Below are 22,697 nucleotides of genomic sequence, written 5' to 3' on the forward strand. Positions count from 1 at the left end.
GTTTTGAGCATAAATACAAGCATTTTTTATTGCTATGATTACAAAGGTGCGGGTTTAGGGAGAGCTTTTTTGTGATTTATGGTCAGCTCACAATAAAAAGAGTCGCTCCCAATCTCGCATATTTACAACGGCAGCCTATGATAGTTTTAGATTCACGCTATACTAAGTCACGCTATTAATACGCCGTTTTACAGTTTTCTTATCACACTCAACCATAAAGGATAATCCTTAAAGTCATGACGTTGTCTTATTCACATGCGCATCAACAAGGTAGTGGCACGACAGAAGTGGTCGCGGTACTGGTTGCTATTACAGATCATACGGCTCGGGTCTTAACGGTCGATCAAGGTAAATTATTGCCCAATGGCCCGCTCATGCCATTACATCGCTCATTGCAAGCTGGCGTGCGGCAATGGGTTGAGGAGCAAACCCAGCAACCGCTTGGTTATTTGGAGCAGCTATATACCTTTGTTGATACCAATAGGCGCAACATTGATGGTCATGCATTGGTCTATGTCAGTTATCTAGGCTTGGTACAAGAGCAAGAGGCGCAGACGCAGCCATTACAAAGTCAGGCATTGTGGCGTGATTGGTATGATTATTTCCCATGGGAAAATCACTTGGATGGTATGCCAAGTATGATTGTGGATTTTATTGTGCCTGCTTTATTAGACTGGGTAGATAAGGCAAAAGATACCGTTACCCAGCAGCGTCGGCGTCAGCGTGTCGAGTTGTGCTGGGGATTGACTGAGCTGATGTTGACCAGCGGTGAATCAAAAGATATAAATGCTGGCAGTGAGACAACAAGCGATAGTACATATGAAGGTAAAGAGTGGGTTGCTGAGCATGTGTTATTGCGTTATGAGATGCTTTATGAAGCGGGGCTGATACCTGAAGCACCGACTTATCTACCCAGTCCGCAAAAAAATAGCTTGCCTGCGGATTGGTCACAGTTCATCGGCGTGCCCATGTACTACGATCATCGCCGCGTGATTGCCACTGCTATCTCAAGACTGCGTGCTAAGATCGAATATCGTCCTCTTATCTTTGGTTTGATGCCAGATGTCTTTACTTTATCGCAGTTACAGCAAAGCGTAGAAGCCTTGTCTGGTGTGCGTTTGCACAAACAAAATTTCCGCCGTTTGCTTGATTCGCAAAATTTAGTGATAGAAACAGGACGGAGCAGTAGCGCTCAGCGCGGCCGTCCTGCCAAGCTTTATCGCTTTCGTCATGATATTGAACTGCAGAGTTTGCTGATGGATAGCAAATTGCCCAAACGTAAATAATTGCTAAAGATCTATGGGTTTTAATGCTTATCAAACCTTACTGGATGAATAAAGTGATGCGCCTGTCTTGCGAGGCGATGAACTTTACGCTATATTTATGCTCATTTTGAGTTTAATTATCTAGAGTTGATATCGCTATAGTTAGATCAATATAAAAAAGAGTCAGCGGGACTGGGATAAATTTTTTGTAGCATCGAGCTGCAACGGCACAGCAAGCAAGAAAAATTTGTACCAGTCGCGCATTATAATGTCGCTTATCCATTGTATTTAGTATTGACTATAGCGTGTTTATATAAGGGCAAAAAATGACAGTTAAAACAGAGCCAGCATTGGATGAGGTTTTGCTAAGACCATTGGTGCAAGCGGCTTTAACCGAAGATTTGGGCAGACGCGGCGACGTCACTTCGCAAGCGACTATTCCAGACGATATGCAAGCACAATTGCAGATTAAGGCGCGTCAGGCGGGTGTGATATGTGGTATGGATTTGGCACGTCTATCTTTTGCGTTGGTCGATGCTCAAATTGAATTTATAGCGCACGTCACGGATGGAGAGAGGGTCGCTGCAGGTACCGTTTTGGCAGTCGTTCGTGGTAATGCTCGTCACTTATTGACGGCAGAGCGTACAGCACTCAATTTTATGACCCATCTTAGTGGGATTGCGACAGATACGAAAAACATTGTCGATAGCATCGCCGAGTACCCAGCGCAAATTACCTGTACGCGTAAGACCATTCCGGGCTTACGCATCATTCAAAAATACGCGGTACGCTGCGGTGGTGGGCGCAATCACCGCTTGGGGTTGGATGATGCCATTTTAATTAAAGACAATCACATTGCCATTGCTGGCGACATCAAGACCGCCATTCAACAAGCGCAAGAGTTTGCCGGGCATCTGATTCCAGTCGAAGTTGAAGTCGATACATTGGAGCAACTAGCGCAAGCCTTAGATGCTGGCGTGAGCTTGGTATTGCTGGATAATATGGCGCCTGAGGCATTGTCGCAGGCGGTCGCGATGTGTAAAGGTCGTGCCAAAACAGAGGCATCGGGTGGCATTACACCTGAGACTGTACAGGCAGCCGCAAAAACAGGCGTTGATTTTATCGCGATGGGATATTTGACGCACAGTAGCACGGCGCTAGATATCGGTTTGGATTTTAGTGCATAGGTTAAGTTTTTGATATTTTTTAGTGAAACGTATCAAAGCGCTTACATAGAAATATTTAGGCAAAGTTAAGCGGTTTATTGACCTATCTGCCTATGTTACAATGCCATTTCTAAACGCCTATCGGGTCATCGTTGCACTCGCACGATGGCCATACTTTTTGTACAAGTTGTATCAATATACAAGCGAGCGCTCAGTGAATACTGAAATTATCAAGATAATCTTGGCCTTTATGGTATTGATTAACCCTTTTAGCGCCTTAACGTTATTCTTGGATTTGACCCGTGGTTATTCGATGAATAATCGACGTAAAGTTGCGCGGGTTGCTTGTTTGACTATTTTTATTACCATCAGCTTCTTTACCATAGCAGGTGAAGGGCTACTAAAAACACTGGGTATTTCCATCGGCTCTTTTCAGTTAGCAGGTGGTATATTGGTATTTTTGATTGCGCTGAATATGATGAATGGCGAGGGCAATCCTGTTAAGCCTGATCAAGAAAATTTTGATGTTGATCATGTACAAGATGCACCCCCAACGATGGCCTCTGCTGTCGTACCGCTGGCTATTCCTATGATGATTGGACCGGGCGGTATTTCAACGGTTATCATTTACTCTTCACAAGTTTCTGGCGTTCTGCAAGTATCCGCTATATTAATCGCTGGATTATTCATCAGTCTGTTTTGTTATTTGGCCTTAATGGCAGCAGGTCGTATCAGTCGTTTATTGGGTGATACAGGACTTAATATCATGAGCCGCATCATGGGCATGTTACTGGCTGCGGTTTCTATTGAAATTATTGTCAACGGTCTGCGTACCTTATTTCCCGATTTGGTGTAGTGGCTTTCTACCCATTCAGCGATTCAATCGACTTTCCAGTAAATATCATTGTATTTTTATAAGTGGCTTTTTTAACTTTGATACAAGTGCCACGCCAGATATAACATCAATATACCTACCAACCCATCAAGTATATTCCACGCTTTTGGTTTGGCAAATAAAGGCCTAAGTAGACGAGCACCATATCCTAAAGCAAAGAAGAAAAAGAACGACGCACTAACGGCACCTGCTGCAAAGGTCAGCTTGCTGCTTGCGCCTGTTGAAACCATGCCAACAAGCACCAATGTATCTAAGTAGACGTGTGGGTTGAGCCAAGTAAAACCAAAGCACAGTAGCAAGGCTTTTTTTAAGCTGGTTACGACTTGTCCATCGATGGTCAGTGCATGTGAGACACGCATACTGGCATATAAGCTCTGTAATCCATAACCCAGCAAAAATATCACCCCAGCAAATTTTGCGATGTCTACCACTTGCGGATAACGTGCTGTCACCGCGCCAAAGCCACCAACACCTGCAGATATCAACACCGCATCACTCACGGCACAAAATAGACAAACAAAAAATATGTGCTCGCGTTTGAGTCCTTGTTTGAGTACAAATGCATTTTGTGAGCCAATTGCGATGATGAGCGATAACCCAAGTAAAAATCCAGAAATATAATCGTGCGTGTTCATAATAATGTGCTTACTTAGTGGGTTAAAAGTTAGAAAGGGTGACATTTTGTTTACTGGCAGCGCCAAAAAAAGCTGTTAAGATACGCTATTGAATGAATGTATGCAATACGGGCACAATATGAACGCACTGAGTGAGGGGCTAGTAGGTCATGGTGGTAAGTTTGACGAGAATACTGCAGTCATTTGGACAAGCTCAAGATGACCTGCCAACGCTAGCTGCGAAAAACGCTCAAGAAATGAGTAGCCGTCAGGACGTAGGCGTTGATGACGATAATGCTCAAGCGAAGAGCGCGCTTACCGCGCCTGAGCGTGTAGATCGTATTTGCGATGCATTGGCGCAAGTGCAGGATATTCGAACGCCCACGCCCATGACGGATCGTTATTTGTCTAATCGTGCTCAGATTCGCCCCAAAAACAGACCCCCTTTTGACCCAGATACGTTATGGTATCTCAAACATGGACGCTGTCCGATTATGACTGAGCTTGTTGATGTGGTCGATGAGGCCACCCTAAATGCCATGCCGATTGAAGCCGTTGCCATACTAGATCGAATCAATAGCAAATTGAAGCGCTACCGAGAGTGGAGTAGCGAGCTGAATGACCAACAACAGCAGCAACACAATGAGCGCCAATTTGCCATTGATAAGCTTGTATCTGAAAGTATTCCTGAAGCGTTACACCATTATGAGCAACTACAACGCTTTAGTCCGCATCGCACCAAAAATAATACGGTACAAGGCAAAATGACCGCTGGCGATTTGCTGACTGATTTGTTCTTAGAAGTTGATTATGAGCTTGATGAGTTACTAGATGAGCTGCATCAAACGGTGATGAATCGCCTCGCTTCAACGCACCGTTATGTCAAAAGCCGGACAAAAAGTTAGCTTTTTTGCCTGAAATTTGTACCAGTCTTCCGTAATAATATCGGGTATCCATTTTGTTTGGTATCGATTATAGTAAATTTGCCAATTGATAAGGACAATATAATGACCCAAGTGACTGCGATGTTAGTGATGTTTGTGTTATATGGGGTGCTGCCAGCAGCTGGGTTATATCTGGGTTATCGTGGCATCAAAAAAGTAACGGCGCCCAAAATGCTTGAGTATGAAGCGATGCCACAATTGGGCTATATTCCTGAAAAAAGTTTACCAGAAGAAGTCAAAACAGCACTCGCCCAAATTAACCAAAAAGGTGAAAAGCTGCGGGTTATGTATGGTGACACCAATAATGATGGCAAAATCGATGACAAAGATACTGTCAATGAAACTTATATCATGATCCAAAATTTAATGGATAGGCATGTTCCACTCGCCGTGGCTGACTATCGCCGATTGCATGATTTAGATGGTGCGCGTGCTGATACCACCAAAATTAAGCACTCTAATGTCACTGGTAAAGAAGCGTTATTGGAGGTGCTGAGAACGATTAATACCCAGTTTGATGATTTACTCAGTGCCTCTTATCATCAGGATGGGCAAAAACTACTCGCCACCAATAGATATCTGCAAAAGCGTTTTGATACCCCAAAAACAGAGACAGATGCGCCATCTTTGACACATACTGAAGACACCGTCACAGCGATTGAAAACCCTAGCGATAAAAGCCCAAAAGCTGAGAATATTAGATTGTGAATGGTAGCTTATAAATGCTAAGTGATGAGATATATGGGTGAACGATAAATAGTGAGTATGTATGAGTATATTGATAGGCATTGGCGTTGTGACGACGATCACCACCTTTTATTTGGGGCGAAGGGGTTGGCAAGCTTTTCACAAAGTGGTTGGCATCACCCCAGGTGTACTCACGTACCAAGATTACCATGCGCCCTTGTCGTCAGCCGCTGTAAGTTGGCAGCGGTTAAAGCTGGACCAAAAACATCTGAAAAATGTGCCGGAGCATCAATTACGGCAATTACAGCGTATCGATGAAAAGGTAAACCGCTATGAAGTTTATCAAAAAGAGTTGCAGCAGCAGAATATAACGCCTGTAGCAACAGAATCACAATTCGTATTGCATAAGATGCTGCATATTCGATTGCCTGAAATGTTGGCCAGTTATCACCAACTAACAACTATCAATACAAGCGCTAAAAATGCGAATCATGAAAGAAACGTTGAAGCCAGTGAGTTATTGCAAAAAGTATTGAATAATATTGAGCAGCGTTTAGACAATCTCTTAGAGCAAATAGAGGCTCAGCATCTACAGAGTTTACGAGTAATGAACAGCTATATAGACAGTCACGATAGTTAAAATTTGAGCAACATAGTCAAAAATCTTTATAACACAGACCATAGAAAAGCGGCCAATGATAATAATAGTCATTGGCCGCTTTTTTATGATTTACTCTACCTCTTAAAGAGGGTTAAGTAAAATTAACGCTTGTCATTACGGTCACGGGTATTGCGTGTACCGCGGCTGGCAGGGCTCGCACTGCTTTTAGGCTTTGCGCTATTACTGCGGCTATCGCCACGATTATCAGTAGTACGACGAGCTTTAAGCGGCTTGTTTCTGATACGCTCTTGCTTTTCCTTGGCCGCGCCGTGTAGACCAGTACCATAACGGGGACGCAAGCTCACCAAGTCGGTCAAAGTGTTGATGTCTTTTTTATCAAGCTCTAAGAAACGACCAGTACGTAACTCTTTTGGTAAGGCAATCGTACCATAGCGCGTACGTAATAGACGGCTGACTTTCAGACCTTGCGACTCAAATAAACGACGTACTTCACGGTTACGGCCTTCTTTTAGCTGTACGTGATACCACTTATTGACGCCTTCACCGCCGCCATCTTTGATGTCTTCAAACTGCGCCATACCATCTTCTAGCATGACACCAGAAGTTAAAGCACGGGCGATATCAGGTGTTACTTCACCTAATACACGAACTGCATATTCACGCGTGACTTCACCAGACGGATGCATCAGTCGATGCGCCATCTCTCCATCATTGGTAAACAATAACAGTCCAGTTGAGTTAATATCCAGACGTCCAACCATTACCCAGCGGTCGTGAGTCAGTTTTGGTAAACGCTCAAAAACAGTTGGACGACCTTCTGGATCCTTGGCTGAGCAAACTTCACCTTCAGGCTTGTAGTATGCTAGCACGCGGCGACGCTTTTCATTTTCAGCCGTATATTTGATCTGACGACCATCAACACGAATCTCATCACCTTGCTCGACGCGATCGCCAATGGTCGCTGGACCATTATTAACAGACACACGGCCTGCTTTAATGACTTCTTCCATCTGACGACGCGAACCTAGCCCCATGCGGGCGAGGGCTTTCTGTAATTTTTCATCTTTCATTGTGATGTCCTTGAGTCGGTGGGTTTACATTTCTCAATGTATGAATAGGCACCATTTTATACATTGCTTCATAGTATTTTTATACATTGATTTACAGTATAAAGAAGGTGCAATCTTTTATTGCCGCGCTATTATACTAGCAAATGACATTTAATATTGGATTTTTAATCTTTTTATTCTATAAATACATTATTTAACTCTATTTGCAAATACTATCAATTATAGGGCATATTTAATAAATAATTAATATTTATTAAATACACTTCTTAAAATAAATGAACAAATTTCGAAAATATTTTTATGAAATTGATTGATTACTGACAGAAAACGATAGTTGATAATCGGCGAAGCATATATTGTGTATAACACGTCCAAATAAAAGGTCTTTTTGTATCAATCAATAAGAACGTTACTTCATATTAAAAAACTTATGTTATTATACTGCTTATTTTTGTTGAAAAACTAAGAATAAAGTAATGTTATCATAAAGTTATTTTCAAAAATTTGCGTGATTGCGATGATCGATGAGGCTCTTTTATATGAGACAGGCAACTAAGCTGTTAAGTACAGCGTGTTTATTACTTAGCAGTATGCTTTATGGGTGTGCCACTACCACTATCAATGCTGGTCTTCAAGCTGGTGAATTGCCACCAAGTGGTTCTTTTACGGCACAGAACGGTATTAATTTTAACGTACAGCCACTTACCCTTGCGACATTACCGCCTAAGCAAGTAGAGCGCTCGCAACTTAGCAATAATTTATCTAACTTAGTTCGTTCGTCTAGTCGAACGAACTATCGTATTGCATCATCCGATGTGCTGAGTATTATCTTGGTAGGTTATCCCGATATCACGTCTGCTGGCTCTTCCGGTTACCCTGTTGATCAGCAAGGTTTTATTCAGTTTCCACTTATTGGCCGTATTCAAGCTAGGGGTCTAAGCATCCCGCAATTTACTGCAAATTTGAGTTCGCGTCTGGAACGCTATCTGAAATATTCAGACCCACAAGTGAAAGTCATCGAATATCGTGGCAATAAATTTTTTATTGATGGCGAAGTAAACAAACCTGGTGAATTCAATATCACAGATGCCCCCGTATCGCTATATAGCGCAATCTCTATGGCAGGTGGTACAAGTGGAGAAGGTGACTCAAACAATATTATCTTAAGAAGAAATGGTATTGATTATCGTATGGGACTACAGTCTCTACGGCAGGCGGGGTTATCAGCCAATCAAATTTACGTGCAAGATGGTGACTCTATTCGCGTAGGTAGTGAAGATATCAATAAAGTGTATGTTCTGGGCGAATTCGGTAAAGTTGCGCCTGTACCTATTCTTGATCAAGGTTTAAACCTAGCGCAGGTGATTGGAGAGTCAGCAGGACTAAATCCAAGTACCGCCAACGCTGCCAAGATTTATGTGGTACGTGATCAACCTGAATATCAGCGTACGAATATCTACTATGTTGACATGCAGGCGCTCACCAGCTTTCCACTTGCCAGTCGTTTTGAGATGCAGCCTAATGATATCGTGTATGTTGATCCTACAGGGCTAACTCGTTGGAATCGCGTTCTTAGCGCGTTGTTACCGTCTACATCAGCAGTCAGAAGTTTTTCAAGTCTATAGGGAACTATTAGAATGGCGTTTGATAATATTTTAGTTGTTTGTATAGGCAATATATGTCGTAGTCCAATTGCTGAAGCGCTATTAAAAGAGGAATATCCACAAAAGCATATCGATTCTGCCGGTCTTTCAGCAGTGGTGGGAAACCCAGTTGATCCAAAGTCGCAACAAGTCATGAACCCATATAATATAGATATGTCTAACCATATCGCCAAGCAAATAAACGAAAACTTAGTTATGAAAGCTGATTTGATATTTACCATGTCAGACAGTCAGACCAAATGGATAGAAGAGCGATGGCCACATTGTCGTGGCAAGACTTTTAAGATTGGGCACTGGCATGATAAAGATATTGCGGATCCTTATCAGCATGATATATCGTTATTTGAGGTTGCAAGACAAGATATTGTCGAAAGCTTGAAACCTTGGACTGATAAAATTGGTTAATTGATCAATATTTAATAGATAGCATTGAACGACTAAATTTAAGTGATGAGTATATGGTAACGAATACAGATAAAAAAAACCTGTCAGGGCCAACCGAACAAAAGAGCGACGGTAATATATTAGCCCTATTGTTTTCAATATTACGTAGCTGGAAGACCATACTTTTCTTCGGGCTATTAGGTCTAATTATCGGTGTGCTTTATAGTCGTTATGAAACCACTATATACCAATCGAGTGCGCTTATACATATTGAGGCGAGCTCTAAAGGCGTTTCAGCACTTGGATCAGGTATTTCAGAGCTGATACCATCAGACGGAAGTGCTGCCCAAACAGAAGCGCAGCTTATACAATCACGTATGGTAATTAAGCCTGTGATTGATTTACTTCATTTATCTGTAAGACTCAACGATCCTAATGTCGACGCCATAGACAAGATTAGGACCAATAATATTCATACTCAAAATAATACGCCTGATGGTGTAATGCTTGAAACAGAGAGCGGACAGGTCGAAGTCAGTCAGTTTAATGTTTCTAAGGACTATTTAGATAAGTCATTTACTTTAGTGAGGTCAGATAGTGGCTTTACGTTAAGTAACGGCTTTGATAGTTTTCAAGGTCAGTTCAATGAGTTAATACGATTTCGTGGTGAAAACGGTACTATTGAAATTAATGTGAATGATTTACCAGCTAGTGATTACCCTATTAGTATAACCAAACAATCATTACAAAATACGACAAACGCTGTAGTAGGTGCTTTAACAGTAGCAGAAGTTGGTACCACAGGTATTTTAGCATTATCGATGATTGGACCTGATCAAGATCAGATAACTCGTATTTTACGCGAAATTGTCGTTTCTTACGTAGGGCAAAACAACTCTCGTGGTTCAGAAGAAACGACTAAAACCCTTGAGTTTATGGAAACTCAGATTCCAGTTATCAAACAAAACCTTGAAGAATCTGAGGCAGCATTCAACCAATTTCGTACAGAAAATAACTCGATAGATGTTAACCAAGAAGCGTCACTATTGGTAGCAGAGAACGCACGTATCGATAATCAGTTGAGCGAATTGAGATTGAAAAAGGCAGATCTCACTACTTATTATACTGAAGAACATCCATTGGTTATTCAAATTAATGATCAAATTGCACAACTGCAAAGTAGAATTCAGGTTATTGATAGTAGAGTTGAAGAGCTGCCTGAAATACAAAGAGAGTTTTTACAACTTTCAGAAGACGTTGGTATCAACCGAGAGATTTATCTCAGCATGCTCAAAAATTACCAACAATTGCAGATCGCTAAAGCAGGTCAGATCGGTTTTGCTCGCATTATTGACACACCTATCAGTACTTATCGTGCAATTGCGCCTAAGAAGTCGTTAATTATATTACTGTCTTTACTGACGGGATTGTTATTAGGGGTTATGGCCGTCTTATTGAAAAATATGATTAGAAGCGTTGTTAAGGATCCTGAACGTCTTGAAGCCAAAACGGGTGTTCCTGTGATTGCGACTGTACCACGTTCACCATTGCTAACGCGGCTCAATAAAAACAGTAAGACGAAAGCTCGATTACTCGCTAATGCCGATAATCATAGTCTGAGTTATGAGGCTATAAAAAGTTTAAGAACGCACCTCATGTTCAGTATGCCAAAAGATAGTAGAACGGGTCAGCGAGCTAAAGTAATACTGATCACAGGTGAAAGCCCAGGTGTGGGTAAGTCCTTTATATCTGCTAATTTGTCTGAAGTTTTTGCTCAGCTCGATAAAAAAGTACTTATCATGGATGCAGATATGCGTTTAGGCGAGTTACATAACGTATTCAATATGGATCAAGATAACGGTTTAGCCGATTATTTTCAAAAAGACAGTCATACGTTAGTTGATATTGTTCACCCAACCAGTATGGATAATGTTGATTTTATCCCTCGAGGTAAGCAACCACATAATCCGGCATCATTACTTTCTAGTGATAAGTTTGACACTCTTATGATTGAGTTGAATGCTCACTATGATTACATTGTTATAGATTCGCCACCTGTATTAGCAGCGTCAGATGCAATCATACTGTCACGACATGCGGACAAAGTACTTATGGTAACTCGTTATGACGACTCGATAGAAGGTCAGCTGGTCTATGCGATTAAGCAAATGAATAAAGCCAATGTAGAAGTAGATGGCATTGTTCTTAATGACGTCAAGCAAGGCCTCATGAGTAAGTACAGTTACAATTACAGTTATGCCTATGGTGATAACCAGTAATTGTTTCGTAGAGTATAATAATAGCCTTTGGCAATAGCGTCAGTTACGTAGTTAAATATTATGTTTATAGAACCAAATTCTAACCGTTACCATCAGTTACCTAATAAAAGTGATGGTTTACTGCAACACATAACGCATTATTTCTTGGCGTTATCACGTAGTAGTAAACGCACTATATTAGTGACTGCAGATTTTATCATGGCCATGGGATGCCTATTCCTAGCCTTACTATTGCGTTATGGTGATTTAGAACATAATGTTGATTTTTTTAACATGTTTTTATATGTGTTACCGGCTGTTATTGGTCTATATATTATTGGGTTCTATAAAGGGGTAGCTAGAGGGTTTTTTGATGCGGTAATGGGTAGTGTGTTGCAATTGTTCTTTTTGCTTATCTTACTGTATGAAGCCATTCTTTACTTTGAAATTGGACCGCAAATACCGCGTTCCACGCCTATTCTTTTCTTATTCCTATTTTATATTTGGTTATGGAACAGTCGCTTAACGGTCAGAGAGTTGTTAAGACGCTGGCAACGTAAAGGACAAAGCCGTCACAAATATAATAGTGATTATGATAATGTCATAATTTATGGGGCAGGAGAGGCTGGTCGAGAACTATTAGAAGGTCTTAGAAACTCACATAAATATCATGTAGTGGCATATGTTGATGATGATCCTCAGCTAACTGGGGCCTATTTGTTAGACAAGAAAATCTATTCAGCAAATGAGCTGGTAAACTTGGTTACTAAACTGGATGTGGCCCAAGTGTTTTTAGCAATACCTTCTGTTAGCCGTGCTCATAAAAGACACATTATTAATAAGTTAGAAGGTATTTCGATCAAAATAAAAGAATTACCCAGTTTAGAAGAAATTGCTGAAGAAAAAGTCACGGTTAGTAGTATGCGCAGAGTGGATATCTTAGATGTTTTAGATCGGCAAACTGTGGAGCCAGACGTAAATCTTTTGCGAAAAAATATTAATAATAAATCTGTATTGGTGACAGGAGCGGGTGGTTCTATAGGTAGTGAACTATGTCGACAGATAATTAAGAATAAACCCAGATGTTTGGTATTGTATGAACTGTCTGAGTATGCCTTGTATAGTATCCATCAAGAGCTTCTTGCTAAACAAGCAGGCGATCAGGATTATATTGATATCAAAATAATCGCCATTATTGGTAATGTTACCAATGAGAACAATCTGTTTAGAATATTTCAAAAATATAAGGTGCAGACTGTTTATCATGCTGCCGCCTATAAGCATGTACCCATTGTAGAGGATAATCCTTTTGAAGGAGCTATCAATAACAGTCAAGGTACTTATCATTGTGCCCGTGCAGCCATACAAGCAGAGGTGGAAACTTTTGTGTTAATCTCCACAGATAAGGCAGTCCGACCTACTAATGTTATGGGTGCCACTAAACGTTTGGCAGAATTGGCATGCCAAGGTTTAAGTCGGACTGGAAGTCATACTTGTATCAGTATGGTTCGATTTGGTAATGTACTAGGGTCATCAGGCTCTGTAATACCCGTATTTACCAAACAGATAGAGCAAGGTAAACCAATAACGGTTACTCATCCTGATGTGACTCGCTATTTCATGACCATTCCAGAAGCTGCAAATCTAGTGATTCAAGCAGGAGCAATGGCGACAGGTGGGGAAGTGTTTGTTTTAGATATGGGTGAGCCGGTAAAAATTGTCGATCTTGCTTATCGAATGATTCATCTAAGTGGCCATACACCTAAAACCGCTGAAAATCCTGATGGTGATATAGAGATAGTATTTACAGGGCTACGACCTGGTGAAAAGCTTTATGAAGAGCTGATTATCGGTGAAGATAATGTTGAAAATACAGGTCACCCCTTAATTATGCAGGCAATGGAACATAGCTTTCCGTTAAGCGATATTGAAAAAACTTTATTTGAGCTTGCTAATAAGGCAGAACAACAAGACATAGGCTGGCTCAAGGATCAGTTCAAGCACTTCGTGGCAGGCTATCAAGACAATTCAAAATCAACATGAAAGTCTTCCATGTTAATATAAATATACCGTTAAGTACTCATTAAGAAATCATTTAAAGGAAAACTATGTTCAATATTAATAATATAAAAATAGCGGTGATAGGTCTTGGTTACGTTGGCTTACCATTAGCAGTAGAGTTTGGGAAGCAGCATCCAGTGATAGGCTTTGACATCAATGTCAATCGCATTGCATCTTTAAAAGCAGGAACAGATCATACGCTAGAAGTCAGTGACGAAGAGCTATCTCAGGCATCAAATTTAAACTATAGTTCGAACATTGATGCGCTCAAAGACTGCAACTTTTTTATTGTGACAGTACCGACTCCTATTGATGACTATAAGCAACCTGATCTGACTCCATTGATTAGTGCGTCCAAAGCTATTGGTGGTTTGCTTAAACCAAATGATATTGTGGTTTACGAGTCGACAGTCTACCCTGGTGCGACTGAAGAGGTTTGTATTCCTGTATTAGAAGACGTCTCTGGACTTGTATATAATCAAGATTTTTATGCGGGTTATAGTCCTGAACGTATTAACCCGGGTGACAAGGAACATAGAGTTACTAATATTTTAAAAGTGACTGCAGGTTCCACGCCTGAAGTAGCAGACTTTGTAGATGAAGTATATAACTTGATTATTACTGCAGGGACACACAAAGCGCCAACCATTAAAGTAGCAGAAGCTGCAAAAGTTATTGAAAACACGCAAAGAGATGTCAATATTGCCTTAATCAATGAGCTTGCTGTTATCTTTAACAAGATGGATATAGATACTGAGGCTGTACTCATAGCCGCTGGCACCAAATGGAATTTTTTACCCTTTCGTCCAGGTTTGGTTGGGGGGCATTGTATTGGTGTTGATCCTTATTATTTGACTCACAAAGCACAAGCTATTGGCTATAATCCCGAGATTATCTTAGCGGGTCGTCGTTTAAATGATAGTATGGGCGAATACGTGGTCACACAATTGGTCAAGACTATGATCAAAAAGCGTATTCAAGTTGAGGGCGCAAAAGTTTTGGTATTAGGACTGAGTTTTAAAGAAAATTGTCCAGATGTTCGTAATACTAAAGTCATTGATATCGTTCGTGAGTTAGAAGAGTACAACATCGAAGTCGATGTCTATGACCCTTGGGTAGATAGTGCTGAAGCCCAGCGTGAATATAATATTACCCCTGTCAATGCTCCATTATCGAATCATTATGACAGTATTATTCTAGCGGTTGCTCATAGCGAATTTGTCAATATGGGTGTAGAACATATTAGAAACTTTGGTAAGGACAGTCACGTCCTTTATGATCTCAAGTATGTTTTTGACAAAGATAAAACGGATATACGTTTATAAACATCTAAAGCGATATGGAAGAACCTTATGTCTACAACGTACGAAACAGTTAAAGAAAAAATATTAAGTGAACCTAAAACATGGCTTATTACTGGAGTAGCAGGCTTTATAGGTTCTAATTTACTTGAAACGCTATTATTACTGAATCAAAAAGTAATTGGTTTAGATAATTTCGCTACTGGGTTTCAGCATAATCTCGATGAAGTTCAAGCATTGGTAAGTGCTGAGCAATGGCAGGGTTTTAGATTCATCGAGGGCGATATTCGCAATTTAGAAGATTGCCATACTGCTTGTGCAGGCGTAGATTACGTGCTTCATCAAGCTGCTCTGGGTTCAGTACCGCGTTCTATTGCGGATCCTATCAATACCAATCATACCAATATCTCAGGTTTTCTAAATATGCTGGTTGCAGCACGCGATGCTGAAGTAGTCAGTTTTACGTATGCGGCAAGCAGCTCGACGTATGGAGATCATCCAGCATTACCGAAAGTAGAAGGCATTATTGGTAATCCACTATCACCCTATGCGGTGACTAAATATGTGAATGAACTCTATGCGGATGTGTTTGCCCGTACGTATAAGTTTAATACAATTGGTCTACGGTATTTCAATATTTTTGGCAAACGCCAAACACCAGATGGCGCTTATGCAGCTGTTATTCCAAAATGGACAGCAGCGATGATTGCAGGCGATAATGTCTATATCAATGGTGATGGTGATACCAGTCGTGATTTCAACTTTATTGAAAATGCAGTACAGGCTAATATTTTAGCTGCTACTGCTAGTAATGAAGCTAAAAACCAAGTATACAACGTAGCTGTTGGTGGTCGTACGACTTTAAATACACTATTTGATGCTCTGAAAGAAAGTTTAAGCCGTAATCAGGTAGATTATAATAAAACAGCTACCTATCGTGCATTTCGAGAAGGTGATGTGCGTCATAGTCAAGCTGACATTAGTAAAATACAGTCATTATTAGGTTATCAGCCTCAGTTTGATATTATTCAAGGAATTGAGAAAGCAATGCCTTGGTATGTCCAGTTTTTAGATTAACTCTATAGTGAATTTATATGTTTAAAATGATAAAGCAGCTTTTCGCATTGCTTTCACCGCAGCAGGTTAGACAGTTTTATATATTGCAGGTTCTTGTCGTTCTTATGGCTTTTACTGAGCTGCTAGGTATTGCGTCTATAGCGCCTTTTATGGCTCTAGTGGGTGATATTTCTATACTAGAAAAAGACAACCTTTTTGCCAAATTATATCAAATGTCTGGTTTGACGAATCCTATGGATTTTGTGTTCTATACGGGTTTGCTGGTTCTTATTGCCTTAACGGTCTCTACCATAGTTTCTACGTATACGACTTGGAAACTATCACTTTATGGGGCTGGAGTAGGTATTGAAATTGCTGATCGCCTTTATGCTTATTATATGAGAGAAGATTGGCAGTTTCATGCCAGTGGTAGTAGTGCCCAATTGACTAAACAGGTATCTACAGAAGCCATGCGCATAACTAATGGAATAGTACAGCCACTTATGCGAATGAATGCAAAGGTGGTTTTATCTACTCTTATAGCAATAAGTGTCATAATTTATAACCCTGTTATCGCTATAGTCGGTTTAATAATATTCGCTTTAGCCTATTTCTTACTATATAAGCTTGTCCGTAAACAACTAGCCATTAATGGTCTCGAATTGTCTCAAGTTTCTACTGATCGTTTTAGACTAATGAATGAAGGATTTGGGGGTATTAAAGATGTCTTACTACTCAACCGTAGCCATGATTTTGTTAAACGTTTCGAAGAAAGCGGTACCATTTATGCTCGTGCTGTAGGTTTCAATGCAGGTATCAGTAGTGTACCTCGCTATATTATGGAATTGATAGCTTTCGGCTCTATGATTGGATTAGTATTGCTCCTAATTAAGTTACATGAAGGTAATTTAGGGGCAGTACTGCCAATCTTAGCTGTTTATGCTCTAGCGGCATTTAAATTACTTCCAGCCTTACAACAAATTTATGCGAGTGTGGCACAAATTAAAGGAAGTGCAGCGGCGTTTGACGCCCTCAAAGGTGACTTAGAACAATCAATCAATCAGGACAAACCTGTTATTAAAGAAGCACTATCAATACGCACAGAGTTAAAGAAACAAATCACTTTAGACAACATTAAATTTAGTTATCCGGGCAAGTCTAAACCTGCTGTAGATGGTGTTAGTTTGACTATTCCAGCTAATAGTGTGGTTGGTTTAGTAGGGTCATCTGGCTCTGGAAAATCTACCTTAATAGACTTATTGCTTGGTTTGTTAACGCCGCAAAGTGGTCATTTTTATATGGATGATACTTGCATTACTCCTGAAAACAAACGTGCTTGGCAAGATACGTTAGGCTTTGTACCACAAAGTATTTTTTTGAGTGAGGGCACTATTGCAGAAAATATTGCTTTTGGTTTACCTTCTGCGGATATTGACCTACAGCAAGTTCATAAAGCCATAGAATTGGCTAATTTAACCGGGCTGGTTGAAGAACTCCCTAATGGCATAAATACAAAAGTAGGTGAGCGTGGTGTGCAGCTTTCAGGCGGACAGCGCCAACGTATTGGTATCGCTAGAGCCCTTTATCATGAAGCAGATGTTTTGGTGTTTGATGAAGCAACCAGTGCACTGGATGGTATCACAGAAAAAATAGTTATGGATGCCATACATGATTTCAGTGGTCAAAAAACTATCATTATGATCGCTCATCGTCTAAAAACGGTTCAGAAATGTGACATTATCTACCTAATGGCTCATGGAAAAATAGTTGATTCGGGTACCTATGAGCAACTTATTGAAAATAATCCAGAATTTAGAAAAATGGCCGAACATGCTTAGTAATTAACTAACCTCATAAAGACTAATAGGATACTCTGATACATAAGTATTATATGTACACATATATAAAATATCTCCTAAAGATCTTTTCCTGAGAATAAAAAAAATAAAATTTAGAACTGCGGACGTTTTTCTAAAACAATGACTTACAACTCTAAAATTAGAGCTTATTTTACTTTTCAATGTTTCGCATCGGTTGCGATACTTACCGATCAAACAACATATTTCGATACTATTCGTAGAAAATTTTAGGAATAGTTTTCGTAATTTAAAAAAATTTTATTTTAATTTATGACTTAAAGGATATTACTTACATGCTAACCAATAAAACTATTCTTATCACTGGCGGTACCGGCTCTTTCGGCAATACTTTTGTCCCTATGGTCCTTGCAAAGTATAATCCCAAAAAAGTGATTATCTTCTCACGTGATGAAATGAAGCAGTGGGATATGGCTAAGAAATTTGTCGGTGACGATAGAGTTCGCTTCTTCATCGGTGATGTTCGTGATAAAGACCGGTTATATCGCGCATTAGACGGAGTTGATTACGTCGTTCATGCGGCTGCTACCAAGATTGTCCCCACTGCTGAATACAATCCTTTTGAATGTGTGAAGACCAATATCGATGGTGCAATGAACTTAATTGATGCTTGTATTGATAAGGGCATCAAGGGTGTTGTCGCGCTCTCTACTGATAAAGCCAGCAGCCCGATTAATCTTTATGGTGCTACTAAACTTGCCTCTGATAAATTGTTTGTGGCAGCCAACTCTTATTCTGGAGAGCACGGCACTAAATTTTCTGTCGTACGCTATGGTAATGTCATGGGCTCTCGTGGATCAGTCATTCCATTCTTTATGTCCATTAGAAACACAGGTGTGTTACCAATTACTGATGACCGTATGACACGTTTTATGATTTCGTTAGAAGATGGTGTTGAGTTGGTTTGGCACGCCTTTGAAGATATGGTTGGTGGTGAGATTTATGTTAAAAAGATACCATCAATGAAAATGACGGATTTGGCACGAGTAGTTGCTCCAGAAGCGAGGCAAGAAGTTATTGGTATCCGCCCAGGCGAAAAATTACATGAGCAAATGATCAGTGCTGAAGACGCTTATTATACTTATGAGTACCCTGAGCACTTTAAAATACTGCCTACGATAAATGAATGGGCAACTGATCCAGCACGAATCAAAGATGGCAAACGCGTTCCTGAAGGTTTTGTTTATGCCAGTGACAATAATCCAGAATGGATGAGTGACGCTGATCTGCAAGAGTGGATTGATGTCAATCGCGAAAAAATTGGTAAAATTTAAGCTATAGACGTATCTTGTAACAGTATTATCTATTCTAGACCTTAGTTACGAGGTCTAGAGTCATGATTTATTACGTCTAAAAGTAGAAATGTATGATTTAATAAGAGTTTCCTTAAATTATATGTCTTCATATTAGTTTGTAAATAAGTATTAAAATTTAGTAGGTGGAACTTATGAGAGCTGCAATAATACCCGCTCGTGGTGGTAGCAAACGCATACCTCAAAAAAATATAAAAATTTTTTGTGGTAAGCCAATGATTGCCTGGTCTATAGAAGCTGCTCTACAAAGTGGTTGTTTTGATCGAGTGATCGTTTCTACAGATGATACTGCGATAGCGGCAGTTGCTAAAGAATATGGGGCAGAAGTTCCTTTCATTAGACCACAGGAATTGTCAGATGATTTTACAGGCACTATTCCAGTAACTAAGCATGCTATTGAATACCTTGAATCTCAAGGTGAAACTTATGATGATATAATGTGTATATATGCAACCGCACCTTTTGTACAGCCCAAAATAATCACTGAAGCTTATGAGCAGTTTAAAAACAGTCAAGCCGATTATTGTTTTACAGCGACCAACTACGCGGCGCCCATTCAACGAGCTTTTAAACTGACTGAGAATAAACGAGCAAAAATGTTTAATCCTGAACAGTTCAACACACGCTCACAAGATTTAGAAGAAGCATATCATGACGCAGGACAGTTTTACTGGGGTAGCGCCGATGCTTTTAAACAGCTAAAACCTGTGCTTTCTGAAGTTGCCAGTCCTTATATTTTACCTCGTTATTTGGTACAAGATATTGATACACCAGATGATTGGATTTTGGCGGAGCTTTTATATCAAGCCTTAACGGCAAACGGTAATTTAGATAAGCAGTAATTTTCTAAGTGTTAAATGCTCATAGACGTTCTTAGGTTTTAAAATTATGGTAAAGAAAAAGGTATTAGTTTTAGGGGCAAATGGGTTGTTAGGGAGTGAGCTTCTGAGCAACGCATACCTGTCTCAATATGAGGTTGTCGGCCATTTTGGTCGCAGCAACGAAGATCATGCTGATTTAAGTGTGCTTGACCAGACTGTACACTATTTAGACCGTATTAAGCCGGATGTGATCATCAATCTTGTAGCTTTGACCAACGTTGATTACTGTGAGCAGAATCCTAATGAGTCGTATTTAGGAAATGTTCGGGTCGTTGAAAATGTGGTAGCTTGGATCAATCAACAATCCAATAAAATTCAGATGGTGCAAATCTCAACTGATCAGGTCTATGATGGGCAAGGGCCACACTTAGAAGACAGCGTCAGTTTAAAAAACTACTATGGATTCTCTAAATATGCAGGAGAGCTTGCCACAGGCTCTATAGATGCCGCTATTTTACGAACCAATCTTTTTGGTAAAAGTAAAACCGATCAGCGCGTAAGTTTTACCGATTGGCTCTATCGCGCCTTAACGAATAACGAGAACATCCAAGTTTTTGATGATGTGTATTTTAGCCCCTTATCAATGAGTACGCTTTGCAACATGATTATGCGGGTTGTGCAGCAAAATATTACGGGTGTTTATAATTTAGGATCAAGACAGGGACTAAGTAAGGCTGATTTTGCATTGGCATTTGCTCAGGCATTAGACTTAGATACAGAGCATATGACAAGAGCCAGTGTCGATGATGTGAACGTTATTAAGACTTATCGTCCCAAGGATATGCGACTCAATGTCGATAAATTTGAACAAACACTAGCGATAACGCTTCCGAACTTACATCAAGAAATCATAAAAGTGGCAAAGGAATATACACAATGAAAAAGAACAATCTGTTGACGATTAATGACAAAAAAATTGGCGAAGGTTATCCTGCTTATTTTATCGCCGATATCGGTGCCAACCATGATGGCAACATTGAGCGTGCCAAAGACTTGATCTACCTTTGTGCAGAAGCGGGCGCTGATGCGGCTAAGTTTCAGCACTTCAAAGCCGATAGTATCGTAAGTGATCACGGGTTTAAAAGTATTGGTAGCCAGATGTCTCACCAAGAGAAGTGGAAAAAGTCTGTTTTTGATGTTTATAAAGATGCCAGCATCAATTTAGAGTGGACTGAAACCCTAAGACAAACTTGTGAAAAAGCTGGTGTCGCTTTTTTTACGAGCGCCTACAGTTTTGATTTGGTTGATTATATCGACCCTTATGTACCGGCTTATAAAATCGGCTCAGGTGATATCACATGGACTGAGATGATCGAGTATGTCGCAAATAAGCAAAAACCTTATATCATCGCAAGTGGTGCCTCTACCATGGATGATGTGATTAGGGCAGTTTCAGCGGGATTAAAGATTAATGATCAACTCTGTTTGATGCAATGCAATACTAATTACACTGCTAGTTTAGAAAACTTTAAATACATTCAATTAAATGTATTGCGCGTATTTAAAGAGATGTACCCAGATTTGGTCTTAGGTCTAAGCGACCATACTCCGGGTCACGCGACCGTATTAGGCGCAATTACTCTTGGCGCAAAGATGATTGAAAAGCATTTTACCGACAACAATGACATAGATGGGCCTGACCATAAGTTTTCGATGGATCCTAAGTCGTGGAAAGAGATGGTAGATGTAACAAGAGAACTTGAAAATGCGTTAGGCAATGGCATAAAAAAAATCGAAGACAATGAGAAACAAACGGCTATTGTGCAGCGCCGTTCTATAAGAGTCATTCCTGATTTGTCAGCAGGTACTCAGATAAGTCAAGAGCATTTAACAGTATTGCGACCTTGTCCAGAAGATGGGCTTGCGCCGTATCTTATGGATGAGATCATCGGCAAAACTATCATTAGAGATGTCAAAGCTGGAGAACACATCAGATGGATAGATCTAAAATAGGGTTAGTCATCCCCGCATACAATGAGTCGGCAACCATATATGGTGTGGTAAAGGCTGCATCGATGTACGGTCAGCCTATTGTTGTCAATGATTGTTCTAGTGATGAGACAGCCATACTAGCACAAGAGGCAGGCGCCATAGTGGTGACTCATACAACAAATCTTGGGTACGATAGCGCACTTGACTCGGGTTTCATTAAAGCCAACGAGTTAGGCTGCCAATTTATTATTACGTTAGATGCGGATGGACAGCATAATCCACAGCTTATTCAAAAATTTATTGATAAGCTTGAGCTGGGAGCTGACGTGGTCTTAGGTGTCAGAGATAGCAAACCACGTATCAGTGAGCATGCATTTTCCCTGCTGACGCGTGTAAGATTTGGAATAAAAGACCCCTTATGTGGTATGAAAGGGTATACGATTGAGACATACAAACGGTTAGGACATTTTGATTCCTATCGCTCTATTGGTACTGAACTTATGCTCTTTGCCGCGCATCAAAAACTTACTATTGCTCAAATTCCTTTTCAGGTCGGTACAAGGCAAGATGCGCCGCGGTTTGGCAATTCAGTAAAGGCCAATCTCAAGATATTAAGAGCGATGGCGCTGAGCGTGTAGTTCGCTGTCATTCGTTTTTATTCATATACGTAAATGGATGATATCTGTACTTATATGAAACACCCAATC

General features: G+C 40.3%; 20 protein-coding genes. 18 read left to right on the top strand and 2 right to left on the bottom strand.

Features of this window, described 5'->3' with window-relative positions:
* The first annotated feature begins 236 nt into the window (after positions 1–236).
* The 3 genes from M917_RS04120 (at position 237) to M917_RS04130 (ending at position 3,287) form a co-directional block, all read left to right on the top strand.
* Positions 237–1,286, top strand: coding sequence for an NUDIX hydrolase (locus M917_RS04120; RefSeq protein ID WP_021813512.1), 1,050 nt, complete (start codon positions 237–239; stop codon positions 1,284–1,286).
* A 305-nt stretch (positions 1,287–1,591) separates the two neighbouring features.
* Positions 1,592–2,452, top strand: a complete 861-nt coding sequence (gene nadC, locus M917_RS04125; protein ID WP_021813513.1) for a carboxylating nicotinate-nucleotide diphosphorylase — start codon at positions 1,592–1,594, stop codon at positions 2,450–2,452.
* Between the two features lie 193 nt (positions 2,453–2,645).
* A complete protein-coding gene (locus M917_RS04130) occupies positions 2,646–3,287 on the top strand; it encodes a MarC family protein (protein ID WP_040641980.1) in 642 nt (213 codons plus the stop codon).
* Between the two features lie 71 nt (positions 3,288–3,358).
* On the opposite strand, the gene M917_RS04135 is transcribed toward M917_RS04130, so the two are convergent.
* Positions 3,359–3,961, bottom strand: coding sequence for a LysE/ArgO family amino acid transporter (locus tag M917_RS04135; RefSeq protein WP_021813515.1), 603 nt, complete (start codon positions 3,959–3,961; stop codon positions 3,359–3,361).
* Between the two features lie 152 nt (positions 3,962–4,113).
* Here M917_RS04135 and M917_RS04140 point away from each other — a divergent pair, with 152 nt between their 5' ends.
* The 3 genes from M917_RS04140 to M917_RS04150 all read left to right on the top strand — a co-directional run bounded on the left by M917_RS04140 (position 4,114) and on the right by M917_RS04150 (position 6,211).
* A complete protein-coding gene (locus M917_RS04140; protein WP_227500815.1) occupies positions 4,114–4,845 on the top strand; it encodes a hypothetical protein in 732 nt (243 codons plus the stop codon).
* A gap of 102 nt (positions 4,846–4,947) precedes the next feature.
* Positions 4,948–5,592: a hypothetical protein gene (locus tag M917_RS04145; RefSeq protein WP_021813517.1), complete on the top strand. Its 645-nt coding sequence runs from the start codon at positions 4,948–4,950 to the stop codon at positions 5,590–5,592.
* Between the two features lie 61 nt (positions 5,593–5,653).
* A complete protein-coding gene (locus M917_RS04150) occupies positions 5,654–6,211 on the top strand; it encodes a hypothetical protein (protein ID WP_021813518.1) in 558 nt (185 codons plus the stop codon).
* A gap of 122 nt (positions 6,212–6,333) precedes the next feature.
* On the opposite strand, the gene rluB is transcribed toward M917_RS04150, so the two are convergent.
* Positions 6,334–7,263, bottom strand: coding sequence for a 23S rRNA pseudouridine(2605) synthase RluB (gene rluB / locus M917_RS04155; RefSeq protein WP_021813519.1), 930 nt, complete (start codon positions 7,261–7,263; stop codon positions 6,334–6,336).
* Positions 7,264–7,802: 539 nt separating this feature from the next.
* Here rluB and M917_RS04160 point away from each other — a divergent pair.
* The 12 genes from M917_RS04160 (at position 7,803) to M917_RS13680 (ending at position 22,628) form a co-directional block, all read left to right on the top strand.
* Complete coding sequence (locus M917_RS04160; RefSeq protein ID WP_021813520.1) at positions 7,803–8,888, top strand: polysaccharide biosynthesis/export family protein; 1,086 nt, start codon at positions 7,803–7,805, stop codon at positions 8,886–8,888.
* Between the two features lie 12 nt (positions 8,889–8,900).
* A complete protein-coding gene (locus tag M917_RS04165; RefSeq protein WP_021813521.1) occupies positions 8,901–9,332 on the top strand; it encodes a low molecular weight protein-tyrosine-phosphatase in 432 nt (143 codons plus the stop codon).
* 53 nt (positions 9,333–9,385) lie between these two features.
* Positions 9,386–11,590 carry a polysaccharide biosynthesis tyrosine autokinase gene (locus M917_RS04170; protein WP_021813522.1) on the top strand — a complete coding sequence of 735 codons (2,205 nt, stop codon included), beginning with the start codon at positions 9,386–9,388 and terminating at the stop codon, positions 11,588–11,590.
* 60 nt (positions 11,591–11,650) lie between these two features.
* Positions 11,651–13,612, top strand: coding sequence for a polysaccharide biosynthesis protein (locus M917_RS04175; protein WP_021813523.1), 1,962 nt, complete (start codon positions 11,651–11,653; stop codon positions 13,610–13,612).
* A 65-nt stretch (positions 13,613–13,677) separates the two neighbouring features.
* A complete protein-coding gene (gene tviB / locus M917_RS04180) occupies positions 13,678–14,955 on the top strand; it encodes a Vi polysaccharide biosynthesis UDP-N-acetylglucosamine C-6 dehydrogenase TviB (RefSeq protein ID WP_021813524.1) in 1,278 nt (425 codons plus the stop codon).
* Positions 14,956–14,982: 27 nt separating this feature from the next.
* A complete protein-coding gene (locus M917_RS04185) occupies positions 14,983–16,008 on the top strand; it encodes an NAD-dependent epimerase/dehydratase family protein (protein WP_021813525.1) in 1,026 nt (341 codons plus the stop codon).
* Between the two features lie 17 nt (positions 16,009–16,025).
* Positions 16,026–17,825 carry an ABC transporter ATP-binding protein gene (locus M917_RS04190; protein WP_040641887.1) on the top strand — a complete coding sequence of 600 codons (1,800 nt, stop codon included), beginning with the start codon at positions 16,026–16,028 and terminating at the stop codon, positions 17,823–17,825.
* A 314-nt stretch (positions 17,826–18,139) separates the two neighbouring features.
* A complete protein-coding gene (pseB, locus tag M917_RS04195; RefSeq protein WP_021813527.1) occupies positions 18,140–19,138 on the top strand; it encodes a UDP-N-acetylglucosamine 4,6-dehydratase (inverting) in 999 nt (332 codons plus the stop codon).
* Positions 19,139–19,311: 173 nt separating this feature from the next.
* Positions 19,312–20,019 (top strand): pseudaminic acid cytidylyltransferase, encoded by a 708-nt coding sequence (gene pseF, locus M917_RS04200; RefSeq protein WP_021813528.1) that lies wholly within the window; start codon positions 19,312–19,314, stop codon positions 20,017–20,019.
* A 46-nt stretch (positions 20,020–20,065) separates the two neighbouring features.
* A complete protein-coding gene (locus M917_RS04205; RefSeq protein WP_021813529.1) occupies positions 20,066–20,938 on the top strand; it encodes an SDR family oxidoreductase in 873 nt (290 codons plus the stop codon).
* A complete protein-coding gene (locus tag M917_RS04210) occupies positions 20,935–22,011 on the top strand; it encodes an N-acetylneuraminate synthase family protein (protein ID WP_021813530.1) in 1,077 nt (358 codons plus the stop codon). The genes M917_RS04205 and M917_RS04210 overlap by 4 nt, the downstream gene beginning before the upstream one ends.
* Complete coding sequence (locus M917_RS13680) at positions 21,993–22,628, top strand: glycosyltransferase family 2 protein (protein ID WP_021813531.1); 636 nt, start codon at positions 21,993–21,995, stop codon at positions 22,626–22,628. The genes M917_RS04210 and M917_RS13680 overlap by 19 nt, the downstream gene beginning before the upstream one ends.
* Positions 22,629–22,697 lie beyond the last annotated feature (69 nt).

Source organism: Psychrobacter aquaticus CMS 56 (assembly GCF_000471625.1).
Lineage (GTDB): Bacteria > Pseudomonadota > Gammaproteobacteria > Pseudomonadales > Moraxellaceae > Psychrobacter > Psychrobacter aquaticus.